General features: G+C 41.6%; 15 protein-coding genes and 1 riboswitch. Of the genes, 10 read left to right on the plus strand and 5 right to left on the minus strand.

The genetic code is table 11. The annotated features are described in order from the left end of the window. The first annotated feature begins 7 nt into the window (after nt 1-7). The 3 genes from copZ to MUO15_RS16345 all read left to right on the plus strand — a co-directional run bounded on the left by copZ (nt 8) and on the right by MUO15_RS16345 (nt 3,658). Nucleotides 8-211 carry a copper chaperone CopZ gene (gene copZ, locus MUO15_RS16335; RefSeq protein ID WP_245030863.1) on the plus strand — a complete coding sequence of 68 codons (204 nt, stop codon included), beginning with the start codon at nt 8-10 and terminating at the stop codon, nt 209-211. A gap of 495 nt (nt 212-706) precedes the next feature. After that, on the plus strand, nt 707-1,096 hold the full coding sequence (locus tag MUO15_RS16340) for an ArsR/SmtB family transcription factor (RefSeq protein WP_245030865.1): 390 nt from the start codon (nt 707-709) through the stop codon (nt 1,094-1,096). A 21-nt stretch (nt 1,097-1,117) separates the two neighbouring features. Beyond that, nucleotides 1,118-3,658, plus strand: a complete 2,541-nt coding sequence (locus MUO15_RS16345) for a heavy metal translocating P-type ATPase (protein WP_245030867.1) — start codon at nt 1,118-1,120, stop codon at nt 3,656-3,658. Between the two features lie 93 nt (nt 3,659-3,751). On the opposite strand, the gene MUO15_RS16350 is transcribed toward MUO15_RS16345, so the two are convergent. Both MUO15_RS16350 and MUO15_RS16355 read right to left on the minus strand, forming a co-directional pair. Further along, nucleotides 3,752-4,699 carry a cation diffusion facilitator family transporter gene (locus tag MUO15_RS16350; RefSeq protein WP_245030869.1) on the minus strand — a complete coding sequence of 316 codons (948 nt, stop codon included), beginning with the start codon at nt 4,697-4,699 and terminating at the stop codon, nt 3,752-3,754. A gap of 121 nt (nt 4,700-4,820) precedes the next feature. Further along, entirely contained in the window at nt 4,821-5,147 is a 327-nt protein-coding gene (locus MUO15_RS16355) for an ArsR/SmtB family transcription factor (RefSeq protein WP_245036058.1), read from the minus strand. Nucleotides 5,148-5,438: 291 nt separating this feature from the next. Further along, nucleotides 5,439-5,588: riboswitch (FMN riboswitch) on the plus strand. Nucleotides 5,589-5,761: 173 nt separating this feature from the next. Here MUO15_RS16355 and ribD point away from each other — a divergent pair. From ribD to MUO15_RS16390, 7 genes are all read left to right on the plus strand, one after another. Next, entirely contained in the window at nt 5,762-6,835 is a 1,074-nt protein-coding gene (gene ribD, locus MUO15_RS16360) for a bifunctional diaminohydroxyphosphoribosylaminopyrimidine deaminase/5-amino-6-(5-phosphoribosylamino)uracil reductase RibD (RefSeq protein ID WP_245036059.1), read from the plus strand. A 2-nt stretch (nt 6,836-6,837) separates the two neighbouring features. Further along, complete coding sequence (ribE, locus tag MUO15_RS16365) at nt 6,838-7,485, plus strand: riboflavin synthase (protein WP_245030871.1); 648 nt, start codon at nt 6,838-6,840, stop codon at nt 7,483-7,485. Between the two features lie 16 nt (nt 7,486-7,501). Continuing rightward, a complete protein-coding gene (locus tag MUO15_RS16370) occupies nt 7,502-8,695 on the plus strand; it encodes a bifunctional 3,4-dihydroxy-2-butanone-4-phosphate synthase/GTP cyclohydrolase II (protein ID WP_245030873.1) in 1,194 nt (397 codons plus the stop codon). Between the two features lie 308 nt (nt 8,696-9,003). Further along, entirely contained in the window at nt 9,004-9,474 is a 471-nt protein-coding gene (ribH, locus tag MUO15_RS16375) for a 6,7-dimethyl-8-ribityllumazine synthase (protein ID WP_245030880.1), read from the plus strand. A 358-nt stretch (nt 9,475-9,832) separates the two neighbouring features. Further along, complete coding sequence (locus MUO15_RS16380; RefSeq protein WP_245030883.1) at nt 9,833-11,077, plus strand: aminopeptidase; 1,245 nt, start codon at nt 9,833-9,835, stop codon at nt 11,075-11,077. Between the two features lie 218 nt (nt 11,078-11,295). Beyond that, a complete protein-coding gene (locus MUO15_RS16385; protein WP_245030885.1) occupies nt 11,296-12,309 on the plus strand; it encodes an acyltransferase family protein in 1,014 nt (337 codons plus the stop codon). An 86-nt stretch (nt 12,310-12,395) separates the two neighbouring features. Then, entirely contained in the window at nt 12,396-13,055 is a 660-nt protein-coding gene (locus MUO15_RS16390) for a type 1 glutamine amidotransferase domain-containing protein (protein ID WP_245030887.1), read from the plus strand. Between the two features lie 65 nt (nt 13,056-13,120). Here the strand turns inward: MUO15_RS16390 and MUO15_RS16395 are convergent, their stop codons facing one another. The 3 genes from MUO15_RS16395 to MUO15_RS16405 all read right to left on the minus strand — a co-directional run bounded on the left by MUO15_RS16395 (nt 13,121) and on the right by MUO15_RS16405 (nt 16,701). Then, nucleotides 13,121-14,476 (minus strand): YjiH family protein, encoded by a 1,356-nt coding sequence (locus tag MUO15_RS16395; RefSeq protein WP_245030888.1) that lies wholly within the window; start codon nt 14,474-14,476, stop codon nt 13,121-13,123. 125 nt (nt 14,477-14,601) lie between these two features. After that, the gene (locus MUO15_RS16400; RefSeq protein WP_245030890.1) at nt 14,602-15,474 is read right to left on the minus strand and encodes a fructosamine kinase family protein; all 873 of its coding nucleotides are present in this window, start codon (nt 15,472-15,474) and stop codon (nt 14,602-14,604) included. Between the two features lie 333 nt (nt 15,475-15,807). Next, nucleotides 15,808-16,701 (minus strand): GNAT family N-acetyltransferase, encoded by an 894-nt coding sequence (locus tag MUO15_RS16405; RefSeq protein WP_245030892.1) that lies wholly within the window; start codon nt 16,699-16,701, stop codon nt 15,808-15,810. Nucleotides 16,702-16,781 lie beyond the last annotated feature (80 nt).

Below are 16,781 nucleotides of genomic sequence, written 5' to 3' on the forward strand. Positions count from 1 at the left end.
TGTTGAAATGCAAACAACGTTACAAGTAAAAGGAATGACTTGCGGTCATTGTGAGGCAGCTGTAAAAGGGGCACTACAGGAAGTAAACGGCGTGAAGGATGTAAATGTTGACCTTACTACAGGTAAAGTGGATGTCTCCTATGAGGGCGATGTAAGTCATGCTGAAATGGAAGAGGCCATTGAAGAACAAGGATATGATGTTGTTTCTTAACAAACAAAGAGGTTTTTTATAAAAAAAGATCCTGTCGTTTGCTGGTTGTGGATAACATGCTGCCCGGTATTGACAGATACGGAGATTTGTAAAGCTATTCAAAAGACCACCCATCTCCCCGTTCTGATGTTAACAGCCTGAACTGATATGAGGATCGAGTACGCGCCCTTAGAGAAAACTAAATGGAGTTAACTACAAACTGCCTAAATAGAGGTGAAGATAGATGATGAATATGAAGGAGACCTTATTAGTGACAAAAAGTTTGTTGAAGTTGTGAGGATTAATTTTCTATAAAGGTGCATAACCAGAATACTTTGCTTTTCAGCATTACGTATCGTATGTAATGGAGAGACACAGGCTGTCATGTTTTGTTGACTGTCTGTGTTTTTATTTATCTTTTATGCGACTGAAATAAGTCTATTTGTTGACAAAATTCAGAGAGAAGCATATGTTGTGATTAAATAATCAAACAAGTATTAGAATGAAGGTGATGAAATGGCAGAGGAAACGTTAAAGATAAATGCAAAGGATATATGCGATACGTTTTGTTTCGATGAACAAAAAGTGGATCGACTGCAACCTCAAATCGAAAAGGTTCAAGGGGTAGAATTGATTTTTAAAGCTCTATCTGATGCTACGCGGTTAAAGATCGCCTATGCCCTAACATTAGATGAGGAATTATGTGTATGTGATGTCGCTAATATTATTGGGTCAACTACGGCTACCGCTTCTCACCACTTGCGGCTCTTACGAAATATGAGATTAGCGAAATACCGTAAAGAAGGAAAGCTGGTGTTCTATTCTCTAGCAGATGAACATGTACACCAACTTGTTTCTATTGCCATGGTTCACTCTAGAGAAGGAAATAAGACTGAACGAGTGTGACGGTAGGACGGAGGGATCGGAATGAGCAACACAGAAAAACAAATGCAGGAAAGCTGTTGTAAAGAGGATCATTGTTCATCAAAGCAGGCTTCTCAAACGGCTCCAAATTCAGAAGAAAACACTTCATGTTTTGAAGATGAACCATGTGGAAATATAAGCGATCAGAATTCTCAGATGGCAGCCCAAACTTCTGCCTGCTGTGGGGACAATGATTGTAAGGGGAACAAAGAGATTGATGATCAAGGTACGACGTCGCTTGAAACGTTCGAGTATCAGATAAAAGGGATGGATTGTCCTTCTTGTGCCACAACCATCGAAAAAAGTCTCACCAAAACAAAAGGGATCAATACGGTTCAAGTCAACTACGGTACTGGCAAAATGGCTGTTGGCGCTGATCATTCCTCGGTTTCAGACCAGATTCCTAAACACGTCCGTAAGTTAGGATTTGAAGCTGAGTCCATTCCCTCCAAAAAGAATACGCAAAGCTATAAGATTGAGGGGATGGATTGTGGGTCCTGTGCGATGACGATTGAAAAGCATCTTACAAGGAACCCGAATGTAAAGGAAGTCAGTGTGAACTTTTCTACAGGGAAAATGCATATTGACCACAATACCAATCAGCAGGAAATTATAAAAGAAGTGGAAAGGGCTGGTTTTGGGGCCTCTCTTGAATCTAGCAGAAAACAACAGGAGGGACCTTCTGAGACAAAACAAAAGGATGCAACAACAATGATTTCCGGACTCCTTTTAGCCCTCGGATTCTTTGGCTCTTTTACCAACATTACTCCTGAATTAATCACAGTATTATACGCTGCAGCAATTGTCATCGGAGGATATAAGCCAGCTAGAAGTGCCTTTTATGCGATTAAAAGTGGATCACTAGATATGAACGTGTTAATGGCATCCGCAGCTACTGGAGCAGCATTCATTGGTGAATGGTTTGAAGGAGCGACGGTAGTTTGGTTGTTTGCATTAGGAAATACACTGCAAAACAGATCGATTGAACGTACGAGAGAATCCATCCGGAGTTTAATCAATCTTACCCCATCTGAAGCTACTGTCAAAATAGGAGAGAAGTTGGTCCGTAAACCTGTGGAGGATGTTTCCATCAATGATAGGATCGTCATCAAGCCAGGAGAGAAGATCCCGCTTGATGGGGAGATTATTTCAGGAACGTCAAGCATCAATCAAGCCCCTATTACCGGGGAATCGATGCCCATCGATAAGCAACAAGGGGACACGGTTTATGCTGGAACAGTCAATGAGAACGGGTCCTTAGAGGTTAATGTAACAAAATTAGTAGAAGACACAACAATCGCCAAGATTATTCATCTTGTTGAGGAAGCCCAAGAAAAAAAGGCTCCGACGCAAGCGTTTGTCGATCGATTCGCAAGAGTTTATACACCGATTGTTTTCGGCCTTGCCCTCCTCGTGATGGTTATTCCCCCGTTATTAGGGTTTGGAACATGGTCAGAATGGCTTTATAAAGGTCTTGCCTTATTGGTAGTTGCTTGTCCATGTGCTTTAGTGATTTCCACGCCTGTAGCCATTGTCTCCGCTATTGGAAATGCGGCCAAAAATGGCGTTTTAATTAAGGGTGGGACATTTCTAGAGAAGGCAGGGGCTATTAAGGCGATAGCTTTTGATAAGACAGGAACATTAACTGAGGGGAAACCAAACGTTTCTGAAGTGTTATCTATCCATGGAAATGAAGAGGAATTGATCAGCATTACACGAACGATCGAAGAACACTCTACCCATCCCATTGCGCAAGCGATTACAACCTACGCAACTGAACAGGACATTGATGCAAAAAACGGAGACTCCTTCAAAGCCATTACCGGCAAAGGCGCACAGGCAACGATTAATGGAGTGGAATACTTCGCGGGTAATCCTAAATTATACGATGAAATGAATGTTCCTCTTACGGATCTAGAGGATCGCATTCAGACTCTACAGCAGGACGGCCATACACTCGTAGTGGTAGGGACTCGTTCAGAAGTTCTAGGTGTCATTGCTGTGGCGGATACGATACGAGACATTACCGTTCAATCCATTCAGAATCTCAAGCAAGCTGGGATGGGAGAAATGGTGATGCTGACAGGTGATAATGAGGGAACAGCTAAGAAAATTGCTGCCCAAACCGGGGTGGATCGCTATTTTGCTGAACTGTTACCCGAGGATAAGGTGACAGCTGTGAAGAAACTGCGGAAGGAAGGAAAAAGTGTTGCCATGGTCGGAGACGGCATTAATGATGCTCCTGCCCTTGCCACAGCTGATCTTGGGATTGCGATGGGCGGCGCAGGAACGGATACCGCCATGGAAACAGCAGACATTGTTTTAATGGCGGACAATTTAGAAAAGCTTCCTCATACGATTCGTTTGAGTAGAAGGGCATTAACCATCATCAAACAAAATGTTTGGTTCTCCTTGCTTACAAAATTGGCTGCGTTGTTTTTAATTTTTCCGGGAATTTTAACTTTATGGATGGCCGTGTTAAGTGATACTGGGGCTGCCCTGTTAGTGATACTCAATAGCATGAGGTTATTAAAGCAGAAATAGGAAGGTGCAGACCTTCCTATTTCTTTTACCATTTAATTTGAGGAAAGGAACAATCCCAAACGCTAAGTCTAGGAGGTAAAAAGAGCATATGATTTAGTGATCATGTTGGTGAGAGTGATCTTCACCTTTACATAAAAGTGAATCATCATGAAGGTGTTCTCGTGTTTCCATTTGAACCGTCACATGCCCGATATCTTTATTCTGTAGTTGATCTTCAACATTCCTTAATAGTTCCTGACACTCTTGGATCGTTAAATTCTCCGTGACAACAGCATGACAGGAAAGCGCATTTTGTCCACTTGTAATACTCCAAACGTGTAAATCGTGAATACCTAAAATACCAGGAATAGCTTCGATTGTATTGGTAATGTCTTTAATATTGACGTTTTTGGGTGTTCCTTCCATTAAAACATGGACAGCATCTTGCGCTACACGCCAACCACTAATTAAAACGAGAATGGCCACAATGACACTTGCAAGAGGATCTGCCCACCCCCATTCAAAAAACATGATGAGTAGTGCAGCAATAATTGCGCCAACAGAACCTAATAAGTCACCTAAAACATGGAGAAATGCACTACGTAAATTCAAATTTTCTTTTGTATCCCCCTGGCGCATCAGTATCCAAGCCACTGAAATATTTACAGCCAAACCAATAATAGCAATAGTTAGCATCCCCATAGATGCAACCTCTGGAGGGCTGGTGAAACGTTGATAGGCCTCATAAAAGATATACAAGGCGATTAATACAAGAGTAACCCCATTAAATAGGGCAGCAAGGATTTCAAAACGTTTATATCCGTATGTCTTACTGTAATTCGCTACTTTTTCACCCATTACAAAAGCTAGTACCCCAACCCCCAGTGAGACGGAATCACTAAACATGTGACCAGCATCGGATAATAAAGCAAGACTGTTCGTTAAGAAGCCCCCAACAGCTTCAATCACCATATAGGTTGTTGTAATAATAAAGCTGATCAGTAAGGCCTTCTTATTTGCTCCGTGAGTATGATCGTGTCCATGCCCATGCCCATGTCCCATTAGAATCCCTCCAATAAATCTTTATATAAATACATCAACATATGAACATATATTAACTTAAAGTGAATAATGTTACCTTTATCTTTAATAAAATTTTTCATTCTATGCTTAGTTGAAAATTTCAGTTATGGCACGCATGTTCAATTGTTTGTTTGAGCACACCCATAACGTGGACGTCATCATGGGAATAAAATAACGTGGTGCCTTCTCTTCGATATTTTACAAGTCGTAAGTTTTTCAAAAAACGTAATTGATGGGAAACAGTTGACTGTCTAAGGTTTAAGCCTTCAGCAATTTCATTTACTGAATATTCTCGATCAAAAAGTAGATATAGAACTCGGATTCTTGTGGGGTCACCTAGTGCTTTGAAAGTTTGAGATACTACAAATAAAGTTTCTTCACTTAATCCTTGTTGTTCCTCGTTGCCTAATTGTTCTTCATGGTTGATTTCTTTCACGTAAATCCTTCCCTTCCTATCCAATTTGTATGAATATAATCCTAAGTAATATGTGTATATCAGTATATGTACATATTTTATTATCAATGAAAATTATTGTCAATTTATCCTGCGGGAGTAAGCATCGAAACATCACTGACAAACATGGAGGCATGTATCGCTGGTTATTTTAATTGCGAAGTAGAGTGCTCTTTTCATTACCTTAAAAGCTAAATCAGATAATGCTAATTAGTTGCGAATTTATCAGGATTTGTTTATATTAATTGTATGACAATTAAATCATTAATCCTTCGGGGCAGGGTGTAAATCCCGGCCGGCGGTGATGGACATATCGTTCAAAGCCCGCGACGGGGAAGAAGTGTAACGATTCTTCCCCCTGATTTGGTGAGATTCCAAAGCCGACAGTGAAAGTCTGGATGGGAGAAGGAGCGAAAGCGTAATTGAGGTGCGGAGATTCTGTTCTTGTACCTTCTATTCGCTGTACTTATTTTTCAAATGATAACATGCCCTGAAGAAGTCTATCTTCTTCAGGGCTATTTTTTTTAGATAGGATTATAAAGCCAAGTACACTGGAGGTGGTGAATCTGGAACGTGATCAAAGGTATATGGCGATGGCGATTCAAATGGCAAAGGAAACAATAGGCCAAACGAACCCCAATCCTTCTGTCGCTGCAGTCGTTGTCAAAGATAATCAAGTGGTTGGTGTCGGTGTTCACGTAAAGGCTGGGGAACCACATGCTGAAGTTCATGCTTTGAAGATGGCAGGAGAGAAAGCGCGGGATTCTGAAATATATGTGACGCTTGAGCCTTGCAGCCATTTCGGACAAACGCCTCCATGTGCACAAGCGATTATTGATGCGGGGATAAAACGTGTCATTATTGCTTCTCATGACCCAAACCCTAAGGTAAGCGGTCGAGGCATTCAAATGATGGAACAGGCGGGAGTTGAGGTGAAGTCGGGCATTCTAAAAAGGGAAGCCGATCAAATGAACCGTGCCTTTTTCCATTTTATAAAAACAAAGCAGCCCTATGTAAGGTTGAAATCAGCAATGAGCTTGGATGGTAAAATTGCTACTTCAACTGGTGAAAGTCAGTGGATTACTGGTGAGGCGGCAAGGTTGGATGGCCATGCTTATAGACACTGTTCCGCTGCTATATTAGTCGGCATTAATACAGTTCTTGTGGATAATCCTAAACTAACGACTCGTATAGAAGGGGAAGGCAGGAACCCAATCCGAATTGTGCTAGATACCGAGCTGCGAATCCCGACTTCTTCTCAATTAATTCAAAACGATGAAGCCCCGACATGGATTTTTACAGGGAATGGCGTTCAGGATGAAGAAATCGAAGCCTTTTTACGTATTCCGCATGTGGAAATCATTCGATTGGAAAGTGAAAGAGTAGAAGTGGAAGCTGTTCTAAATTTCCTAGGTGAACGAAAACTGACTTCATTGCTGATTGAAGGCGGAGGAACGATTGCAGATGCTTTTGTTCGAGCAGGTAAAGTGAACGAAACGATCACTTACATCGCGCCGAAATTGATTGGCGGCAAACAAGCGCTCACACCTGTAGCCGGGAAAGGAATAAGCAGTTTAAGAGAGGTAGACGCCTTTCAGTTTCTTTCCACAGAGCAGCTTGGCGAGGATATTAAGATCGTTTCGGTTAAAAAGGAGGAGTGAAGATGTTCACGGGAATCGTAGAAGAAATGGGCACGATTAAAAGTATTAAGAGCAAAACGGAAGCGCTTGAGTTAAGTATCGGAGCGCAGGAAATTTTGTCCGATATGCAGTTGGGTGACAGTATTTCGATTAATGGCGTTTGTCTTACTGTTACAAGTTATAGTGATCAAAGTGTGGAATTTGATATTATGCCTGAAACATTTCGTGCAACGAACCTGCATGAGCTGAAGGAAGGCAGTCCAGTGAACCTTGAGCGTGCTATGGCGGCAGGCGGACGCTTTGGTGGTCATTTAGTATCAGGACACATCGACGGAACTGGTGAGATTATCGCTAAACGGCGGGAATCCAATGCGGTTTACTATGAGATCGAATTGCCAAAAGAACTTATTCATTATTTTGTATATAAAGGGTCGATTACCGTCGATGGAACGAGTTTAACCGTATTTGGGGTGGATGAAGACCGGGTAACAATTTCACTTATTCCGCACACGATGGAACATACTGTACTTGGCAATAAAGAAGCAGGTGATGTAGTGAATATCGAATGCGATATGATTGGAAAATATGTCGCGCACTTTTTAGGGAAAGATCAAGAAAGCAGTCAATCAAGGCTTACGAAGGATTTTCTAAGTGAAAATGGATTTGCATAAGGAAGAGGGTGGGACGATGTTTGATTCAATAGAACAGGCAATTACAGAATTAAAACAGGGTAAAATGGTCATCGTCTGTGATGATGAGAACCGGGAGAATGAAGGGGATCTGGTTGGTCTTGCCGAACATGCAACACCTGAGATGGTTAACTTTATGATTACCCATGGCAAAGGGCTTGTTTGCACACCAGTTACTGAGAAATTAGCGGATCAGCTGGAATTGAATCCGATGGTGGACACTAGCACAGACCCTAACAAGACGGCATTTACAGTAAGTATTGATCATAAGGATACGACGACAGGCATTTCCGCAGATGAGCGTGCTTTGACGATCCGGGAAATGCTTAACCCGTTGACCGGAGCGGATGATTTCCAAAAACCGGGCCATATTTTTCCATTGGTTGCGAAAGAAGGCGGAGTGCTTCGTCGGGCAGGTCATACAGAAGCAGCTGTTGACTTAGCGGTACTTTCTGGCTCAAGGCCAGCTGGAGTGATTTGTGAAATCATTAAAGAAGATGGGACGATGGCAAGAGTGCCTGATCTTCGCAAAATGGCAGATGAATTTAATATTCCGATGATTACGATTGCAGATTTAATTCAATATCGTTACCGAGTGGAAGACCATGTTAAACGTGAAGTAGAGGTTCAGCTCCCCACAGAGTACGGCGATTTTCGAGCTGTTGCCTACACGAATGACATCGATCATAAAGACCATATCGCTTTAATAAAAGGAGACATTGATCCAGAAGAGGCTACACTCGTTCGGGTGCACTCTGAGTGTTTAACAGGTGATGTGTTTGGATCCTATCGATGTGACTGTGGACCACAGCTCCATAATGCCCTACGGCAAATTTCAGAAAACGGCAGTGGCGTTCTACTTTATATGCGTCAAGAAGGCAGAGGAATCGGGCTATTAAATAAACTATATGCTTACAAACTGCAGGAGGAAGGCCTTGATACCGTTGAAGCCAATGAGAAGCTCGGGTTTGGGCCAGATCTCCGCGATTACGGCGTAGGCGCACAAATTTTACGAGAGCTTGGCATTTCTCAACTTAAGTTGTTAACAAATAATCCGAAAAAGATCTCCGGCCTTGGCGGCTACGGCTTAGAAGTCATCGAACGTGTTCCGATCCAAACGGAATCAAGAAGAGAAAATGAGGGCTACCTAAAAACAAAACAATCCAAAATGGGCCACCTATTTCATTATTAAAAGAAAAGTGAAAAAGCCCGCTTAGCCCGTAGGCATAAGAAAAGCGATGGAGTGAGGTGGTCTTGCCTCACACAGAGGGAATGACTTATGCTCTTATTAGGGGCCGGGCTTGGGAGCTGGACAGCCTCGGTCAGACTCGATATTTAAACAGTTAAGAAAGTCTAGTTTAGCCGCGTTTTTTTATAATCGCCGCGAAAATCGAAAAATAGCCGAGATATTCGAATGTGGCTGCGAATAGCGATCGTGCTTATACACAAGTGTTCAGAATAAGTAGTAGTAACTAATGAAAGACAAAGAGGAGTGGTTTGATGATTAAAACATTAGAAGGAAATTTAGTAGGAAGCGGATTAAAGATTGGAATTGTAGTAGGAAGGTTTAATGACTTCATTACAGGAAGATTGTATGACGGCGCACTTGATGGTCTAAAGCGACACGGCGTAAACCTTGACGATGTAGAAGCAGCATGGGTCCCTGGAGCCTTTGAGATTCCTTTAGTGGCAGGTAAAATGGCTAACTCTGGGAAATATGATGCTGTCATCACACTAGGTGCCGTCATTCGTGGCTCTACCCCACATTTCGATTACGTATGTGGAGAGGCAGCCAAGGGTGTTTCACAAGCAAGTGTGCAAAGTGGTGTGCCGGTAATATTTGGTGTTATCACAACGGATACGATTGAGCAAGCCATTGAGCGAGCAGGTACAAAAGCTGGAAACAAAGGCTGGGAGGCGGCAGCGGGCGCTATAGAAATGGCCAACCTCAATCGTCTCTTTGAAGCATAAAAATACGACCATCGTCAGGAAATAGCTTCCTGACGATTTTTTTCTGGCCATTCATATAGCGGTTTTTTAATTAGGGAAGAATAATCAAGAGTTTCGTCGAAATGTTTAAGAATTTGGAAAGAATAACAAAGAAGTAAGGTAGGATCCTTCTGATTTTGGGTAGAATCACAAAGGGTTCGGACAGAAACATAGACCATTCGGGCAGAATCCCAATCAGGAAGACGCGAGAAGTACTGGATGATAAGGCGAAAATTCTAACTTTAGGGCAACTCGATAGTACCCTATCTAATTTAGTGGGATTTATTCGAAAAATATGAAATAATAACTAGTAGATTATTTCATAGTTGGAGGTATTCAATTGACTACACATAAAAAACAGTTAGAAAAGTATGCTGAGCTAGCGTTAAAGAAAGGCGTTAACTTGCAGAACGGCCAGGGGCTGATTATTAATGCTCCAATTGAAGCCGCTGATCTTGTCAGAATTATTTCAGCTAAAGCTTACGGGAAAGGCGCTAAGAACGTTCACGTTGAATGGAACGATGAAATACTGAGTTATATGAAAATGAAAAATGCTCCAAAGAAAGTATTGGAGACCTTTCCGAAATGGAAGGCAGAAGGATTAGAGGAAATGGTGAAGGATGGCTATTCCTTATTAACAGTATATGGTCCCAACCCTGACCTTCTAAAGGGGATTGACTCTGAACGGATTGCGAAGGCAAATAAAGCGAGTGCTGAGGCTTTATCAGAATACCGTGATTACATCATGAACGATAAAACGACATGGTCGATCATTGCCTACCCTCAAGCTGCCTGGGCTGAGAAGGTTTTCCCGGATTTGAACACAGAAGCGGCTCAAAGCAAGTTATGGGAGCAGATTTTTAAGATTACTCGAATTGATCAGGAAGACCCAATCAAGGCATGGGAGAAACATAATGAAAGCCTGCGTCAGGCGAGAGAGTATTTGAATAAAAAGCAATATAAAAAGCTTCATTATAAAGCGACAGGTACTGATTTAAGTATTGAATTACCTGAGAATCACATTTGGCATGGTGGCTCGGCTACTTCTGAAAAAGGGATTGAGTTTAATCCGAACATGCCGACTGAAGAAGTGTTTACGATGCCGCACAAGTATGGTGTTCAAGGTAGAGTCAGTAGCACGAAACCGCTCAGCTATGGCGGGAACTTAATTGAAAACTTCACACTGACATTTAAGGATGGGAAGGTCGTTGATTACAAAGCTGAAGCTGGACAGGAAACGCTTAAGCACTTGCTGGAGTCAGACGATGGTTCACAGCGACTAGGCGAAGTGGCCCTCGTTCCTAATGAATCGCCGATTTCCCAGTCCGGTCATATTTTCTACAATACGTTGTATGACGAAAATGCGTCCTGCCATCTTGCTTTAGGAAAGGCTTATCCGACCAATATTGAAAAAGGTCCATCTATGTCCAAGGATGAAATGGACAAGCATGGAGTTAATGACAGCCTTGTTCATGAAGATTTCATGATGGGCTCAGCAGAGATGGATATTGATGGAGAGACTCAGGATGGCAGCTACGAGCCTATATTCCGTAAAGGCTCATGGGCTATGGAATTTGAATCATAAGTCATTTTTAAAAGCCTGCGGTATTTTCGCGGTTTCTGACAATAGAGTTTATTTGAAAGTCCCAGATATGATGTAGCTGTTACATTTTTGACATTCCGGTTACAGTTCATTTAAAAAGCGATAAAAATGACTTTCCCCCTATATAAATGTGGTAAAAAGGAGTAGGACATAGTTTGAAGCTTATGCACTAACCACAGAAATTTAAAGGGTGGACAATTATGAAACGTGAAGCACTTTTTGACAATGCGAAGCTCTTACTGATTTTTCTAGTTGTGTTTGGCCATCTTATTCAGCCATTTACCGATGGTTCACACATCATGTACACCATCTATATGTGGATTTATACGTTCCATATGCCAGCGTTTATCCTTTTATCAGGCTTTTTTGCTAAAGGGTTAGGGGATAAGGATTATATTGTTAATTTAGCGAAAAAATTGATCTTACCGTATATGATTTTTCAACTCACCTATACAGGCTACTTCTTCTTTATAGGAAAAGATGGCTGGCTGAGCGGTCCATTTTATCCTCATTGGTCATTATGGTTCTTATTTAGTTTGTTTTGCTGGCACATTATGCTCTATTGGTTCAAAAAGGTTCCTGCCCCATTGGGAATGTTTGTTGCGGTTGGACTTGGGATAGTTGTCGGGTATTTTAATGATATCGGCCATATGTTCAGCCTCTCTAGGACGTTTGTGTTCTTTCCATTTTTCTTAGCTGGATACTGGTTAACGAAGGAAAACGTCAAGAAATGGAGAACACCTCAAGTTCGCGAAGCGACACTTCTTTTTGCAACTGTTGTAGTGGGCTTAATCGCCATTTTCCCAGAGTTTGATTCAGGGTGGCTGCTCGGTTCAAAATCGTACAGTATACTAGGAAATCCTGAATTTGGCGGTTTACTCCGTTTTGGTGTTTATGTAATCGGTGGAATAATGACGGTTTGTATTCTTGCTTGGATACCGAATAAATCGTATCGCTTTTCTGTATTGGGTGGAAGAACACTGTATGTGTACCTGCTTCATGGTTTCTTCATCCAGTTTTTCCGGGAAGCTGGTTGGTTTAAAGTTGATAATATTTTTGACTTTGCCGGCTTGGCTATTGTATCGGCAAGTATTGTATTCTTGCTGTCAAGTACTTCCATTCGTACATTAACACAGCCAGTGATCGAAGGAAGAGTACAATTAATGAAAAAATGGTGGTATAAACTAGCCAAAAAAGATTATACAACAAATTAATTGAAAGAATCATACCTCTCTTAGGATTGAAATGGGTCGTCTAGTGAAAGACTATTGATATAGAGCCTAAGGGAGGTATTTTTTGTATGGGAAAAAAGATCTTATTCATTGCTACAAATGTTGATCAATGGGAAGATGGACAAAAGACTGGGTTATGGTTGCAGGAGTTTGTAGAGCCGGCTACAGAATGTAAACAAGCTGGATTCGAAGTCACTGGGGCCAGCATAAAAGGCGGCAGGATTCCAATTGACCCGAACAGCTACAGTAATGAACTACCCAGGGTTTGGGATGGAGTCATGGAACCGATTCACGATACGGAAAAGCTTGAAAACATAGACTTGAATGATTATGCAGGTGTATTCTTCACAGGCGGCCACGGAACGATGTTTGATTTTCCCGATCAGGAAGTCATCCATTCTGTACTGCAGCATTTTGTAGAGAAAGATAAAGTGATTGGTGCTGTTTGTCATGGTCCAGCAGCCTTTGTAGGGGCAAAAGATTCTAGTGGGGACCCGTTTATAAAAGGAAAAAACATAACAGGCTTCAGTACGAAAGAGGAGAAGGAAATGGACTTTACGGACAAGGTACCATTTTTGCTTGAAGATCGATTGAAAGAAGAAGGAGCAAACTTTCAAACCGCTGCCCCGTTTGAGGAACATGTTGAGGTGGATGGAAAACTTGTTACAGGACAGAACCCTCAATCAAGTTTAGCAACCGCCGAAGCTTTTCTTAAGAAATTGACATAAAGAAAGCCGCTATTCCAACATAGGATAGCGGCTTATTTTTCCTGAAAGTGACTTTTGAACAACCTCTAAAAGATTAGATGAGCGATAAGAGCAATAACTGGAAGTGTAATAATCGTTCTTAACAAGAAGATAATGAATAAATCCTTCATGTTTACAGGTACTTTAGAGCCTAACAGCAATCCACCGACCTCTGACATATAGATCAGCTGAGTCACGGATAAACTAGCTATCACAAAACGCGTCATTTCACTTTCAATCGATGCACCAATAATGGCTGGCAGGAACATATCAGCAAAGCCAACTAAAATCGTCTCAGATGCGGCTTGAGCATAAGGGATTTGCAACAATTCAAGTATTGGAACAAAAGGTAGGCCGAGCCAAGTGAATACTGGCGTGAACTCAGCGATGACAAGCGCAATGGTACCTAAAGCCATAACAATCGGAGCAACCCCCATCCACATGTCTAGAATATTTTGTCCGCCTTGTTTAAAGAATTCTTTTACTCCGCTTGATTTGTTTCCACGATTAACGGCCTGTGTATAGGCATAAGTAAAGGTATTATGCTGTTCAGGAATCGCCTCGCTAATATCATCAGCTTCTTCGGTAACATACGTATTAAGCTTGCGAGATAATGGTGGGATTCTCGGCATGATTAACGCCGCAACAAGACCAGCAAGAGCAACGGTTAAATAGAAGGGAATAAACATATGCTCAAGACCTACCTCAGTAATAACAACTAAACTGAAAGTAATGGATACGACGGAGAAGGTTGTACCGATCACGGCCGCTTCTCTTTTTGTATAATATCCTTCTTCGTACTGTTTACTTGTTAAAAGGACACCGATTGTTCCATCGCCAAGCCATGAGGCTAAACAGTCAATGGAAGAACGTCCAGGCAGTTTAAAAACGGGGCGCATGATCTTCGTTAATAAGACACCGAAGAGCTCAAGCAGTCCAAAATTAAGCAGTAATGGCAGGAATAAACCAGCAAATAAAAAGACCGCAAATAGAACGTGCAATAAGGAATCTAATAGTAGTCCGCCCGTAACATCAGAGATGACGGCATCAGGTCCGATTTGAAAATAAACCATAACAGCAAAAATCATCCCTAGAACACGAGTGACAACCCATACCCATGGCACATTGAACAGTTGTTTGAAGAATGGAGTATTATCCAGCTTGTCGGGTCCAACCAATTTAACGAGAACAGTTCCGATCGCTGTGATCGATATAATCAACATCATGATGAGAGAAAGGTAGTTGGCTAGTGCTCCCTGAATCCAGCCTGCCATGATAGCAATTAGAATCGTAACACTCCCATCCCCTGGATTATAAAATGGGACCATAAATAAGAATATACCTAGTAAAGATGGCAATATGAATTTTAAATGTGATGAAACTTTGAAGTCGCTTGCTTTCATCGAAGTATCGCTCCTGACTGATCAATTTTTATAATACAGAATAAATATGCAGCAAAATAAATTTTAATACAAAAACCGTCAGTTGCCAATAAAAATTTTTTACCAGTATTTAATTTGGAGACAGTTTACCCCCCTGTATATCTGGTTAAAATTCTGTCAACAGGCGGACCATAGCTTTCACCGAACATGTTTAAATGAACGAGAAGATAGTATAGCTGGTATAGTGGTTTCATGTCTTCGTATTCGAAAGGGAGCGGCATCATTTCTTGGTAAGCCGCATAAAAAGTTGATGGAAACCCTCCAAATAACTCTGTAAAAGCTAGTTCAAATGCATGATCTCCATATACAATGGATGGGTCGATGAGATAGGGGATACCCTTCTGTCCAATCATATAGTTTCCAGCCCACAGATCGCCATGAAGAAGAGAAGGCGAAGGGTGGTGAGGAATCCATCGATCTAATCGACTAATCAATCGTTCAAGCTTGTCTCTTCTTTTGTGTGGCAACGTGCTGCTTTCAATGGCCAATTGAAGCTGAGGCTGCAGGCGATTTTCCCTATAGTAATCTAACCAGCTCTCGCTCCAGCTATTGTCTTGAGTCAGCCGCCCAATAAAAGTTGGCTGGTCGAGTCCAAACTGTTCAGCCGGATGTAGGTGCATTTTCGCAAGGTTTTGACCAAATTTTTCTGCAGAATGGGCTTGTCTATCTTCTTCAATCCATTCCATGATAAGGACTCCTGTTTCTCCCTCGTCAGGTTCATTGTAGTGATAAACCTTTGGGACATTTATGGTATTCGTTTGATCAATACGCTCTAACCCAAGTGCCTCTACTGTGAAGAAGTGTGACGGTACATTGGTATTTGCCTTAATAAAATATTCATGATGGCTTGTCCGTACATAAAAAGCTTCGTTAATATCACCGCCGCTTACACTTTGCATCACCTTGATAGGGCCAGGGTCATTTAGTTGTTCAAGTGCTCTTTGAATGACTGGCTTCATAAGAACCTCCTCTTTCTTACAATAACTTAAAACCCTAAAAGTTGAAATAGTGAAATAATTTTAGTTAACCATGTTATTCGTTTGTTTGTTGATCACGATCCTGTTTTATGTAAAGGAGATTCCGAGTTTATTTGCGTCCTAAACTTAAAAATAGGGAAGGGTCCCCGATTATTTTGGGATTTAGACTGATCGGATTTGCTTAAATGGACCACTCACCATATCCTATACCGTACAGCTGGAAAGTCTGATTAAGAAAAAAAGCCAGAGCAGCGTTATAGAAACTGCTTTGACTTTCCGTGGAAAAATATGCTTAATGTCATCAACGAATGGTTCTTAATGATAGAACGGCGGTGCTTCTAAATCATTCAGGTTTTTCTCATAGGCATAAATCGTGTTAATATCTCGGAACCCCAACTGTTGATAGAGCTGTTCAGCCTGGGTGTTTTGATTGCGGACAGATAAGGTCACTGCATCGACTCCATAGACGTAGAAGGCATATTGTAGAGCGTGCTCGATTAACTTTGTCCCGATCCCTTCGCCACGGTCATTAGGCTGAACATTCACAAAACAAATCTCTCCCTCGGAGGCAGTGATCGTTTCATAATAAAGGTACCCGACAAGATGTCCATTCTCCATGTAGCCAAAAAGCCTATTTTCGTCTTGTTGAGCATGTTGAATCATTTCTTCGGTCGTGTAATAAGCCCCTGCTGGATGAAGCACATGTAATGATTCAAAATCGCTACCTGATCGTTCAGATATATGTGTGCTTTTCTCATGTGAAGGGGAGAATTGCGAGCGATGCATGGCTAACGTTTTTTCAATGTTATACAACGTAAAGTCATGCCGTTCCGCAAAAGAAACTAAAGGTTGATTCGCTTTGAAACAAGCTACCTTTACACTATCAAAATGGAGCATAAGGGTAAGGGAAGCTTTATCCCATAGCTGTTCAATCACATCAGTGTTTTCTCCTTTAGTAAAAGGCCCAAGCAAACGAGCAAGATTTTGATCGAAGAAAGGGAGAATCCCAATAAAGCCAATGATCTCATCCTGGTCCCAAGCTACATAGGCAAGGGGTTCCTGAAATTGTGTCAATGTCCAGATTTGTTCAAAAATCTCATTTGGATCTGAAGCAAGCCAGGCAACAAAGTGTTTATCTTGTTCGTTCATGGAGTGAAGCCACTGAGCGATGGTGTGTAACTCTTTTACCTCTAATTCACGGATCTGCATACGATCACCTTTTTTCCTTTTTAATCAAATCATGCCACAAAAATAAAGAAAAACCAACCAGCAAAGAGGCTGGTTGGTGA

Source organism: Halobacillus amylolyticus (assembly GCF_022921115.1).
Classification (GTDB): domain Bacteria; phylum Bacillota; class Bacilli; order Bacillales; family Halobacillaceae; genus Halobacillus_A; species Halobacillus_A amylolyticus.

Bases quoted from the DNA above. Each gene is read 5' to 3' on its own strand.
- MUO15_RS16340 (WP_245030865.1), top strand. From the start codon at position 707: ATGGCAGAGGAAACGTTAAAGATAAATGCAAAGGATATATGCGATACG.
- ribD (WP_245036059.1), top strand. From the start codon at position 5,762: ATGGCGATGGCGATTCAAATGGCAAAGGAAACAATAGGCCAAACGAAC.
- MUO15_RS16405 (WP_245030892.1), bottom strand. From the start codon at position 16,701: ATGCAGATCCGTGAATTAGAGGTAAAAGAGTTACACACCATCGCTCAG.
- ribH (WP_245030880.1), top strand. From the start codon at position 9,004: ATGATTAAAACATTAGAAGGAAATTTAGTAGGAAGCGGATTAAAGATT.
- MUO15_RS16400 (WP_245030890.1), bottom strand. From the start codon at position 15,474: ATGAAGCCAGTCATTCAAAGAGCACTTGAACAACTAAATGACCCTGGC.
- copZ (WP_245030863.1), top strand. From the start codon at position 8: ATGCAAACAACGTTACAAGTAAAAGGAATGACTTGCGGTCATTGTGAG.
- MUO15_RS16350 (WP_245030869.1), bottom strand. From the start codon at position 4,699: ATGGGACATGGGCATGGGCATGGACACGATCATACTCACGGAGCAAAT.
- MUO15_RS16395 (WP_245030888.1), bottom strand. From the start codon at position 14,476: ATGAAAGCAAGCGACTTCAAAGTTTCATCACATTTAAAATTCATATTG.
- MUO15_RS16345 (WP_245030867.1), top strand. From the start codon at position 1,118: ATGAGCAACACAGAAAAACAAATGCAGGAAAGCTGTTGTAAAGAGGAT.
- MUO15_RS16390 (WP_245030887.1), top strand. From the start codon at position 12,396: ATGGGAAAAAAGATCTTATTCATTGCTACAAATGTTGATCAATGGGAA.
- ribE (WP_245030871.1), top strand. From the start codon at position 6,838: ATGTTCACGGGAATCGTAGAAGAAATGGGCACGATTAAAAGTATTAAG.
- MUO15_RS16385 (WP_245030885.1), top strand. From the start codon at position 11,296: ATGAAACGTGAAGCACTTTTTGACAATGCGAAGCTCTTACTGATTTTT.
- MUO15_RS16370 (WP_245030873.1), top strand. From the start codon at position 7,502: ATGTTTGATTCAATAGAACAGGCAATTACAGAATTAAAACAGGGTAAA.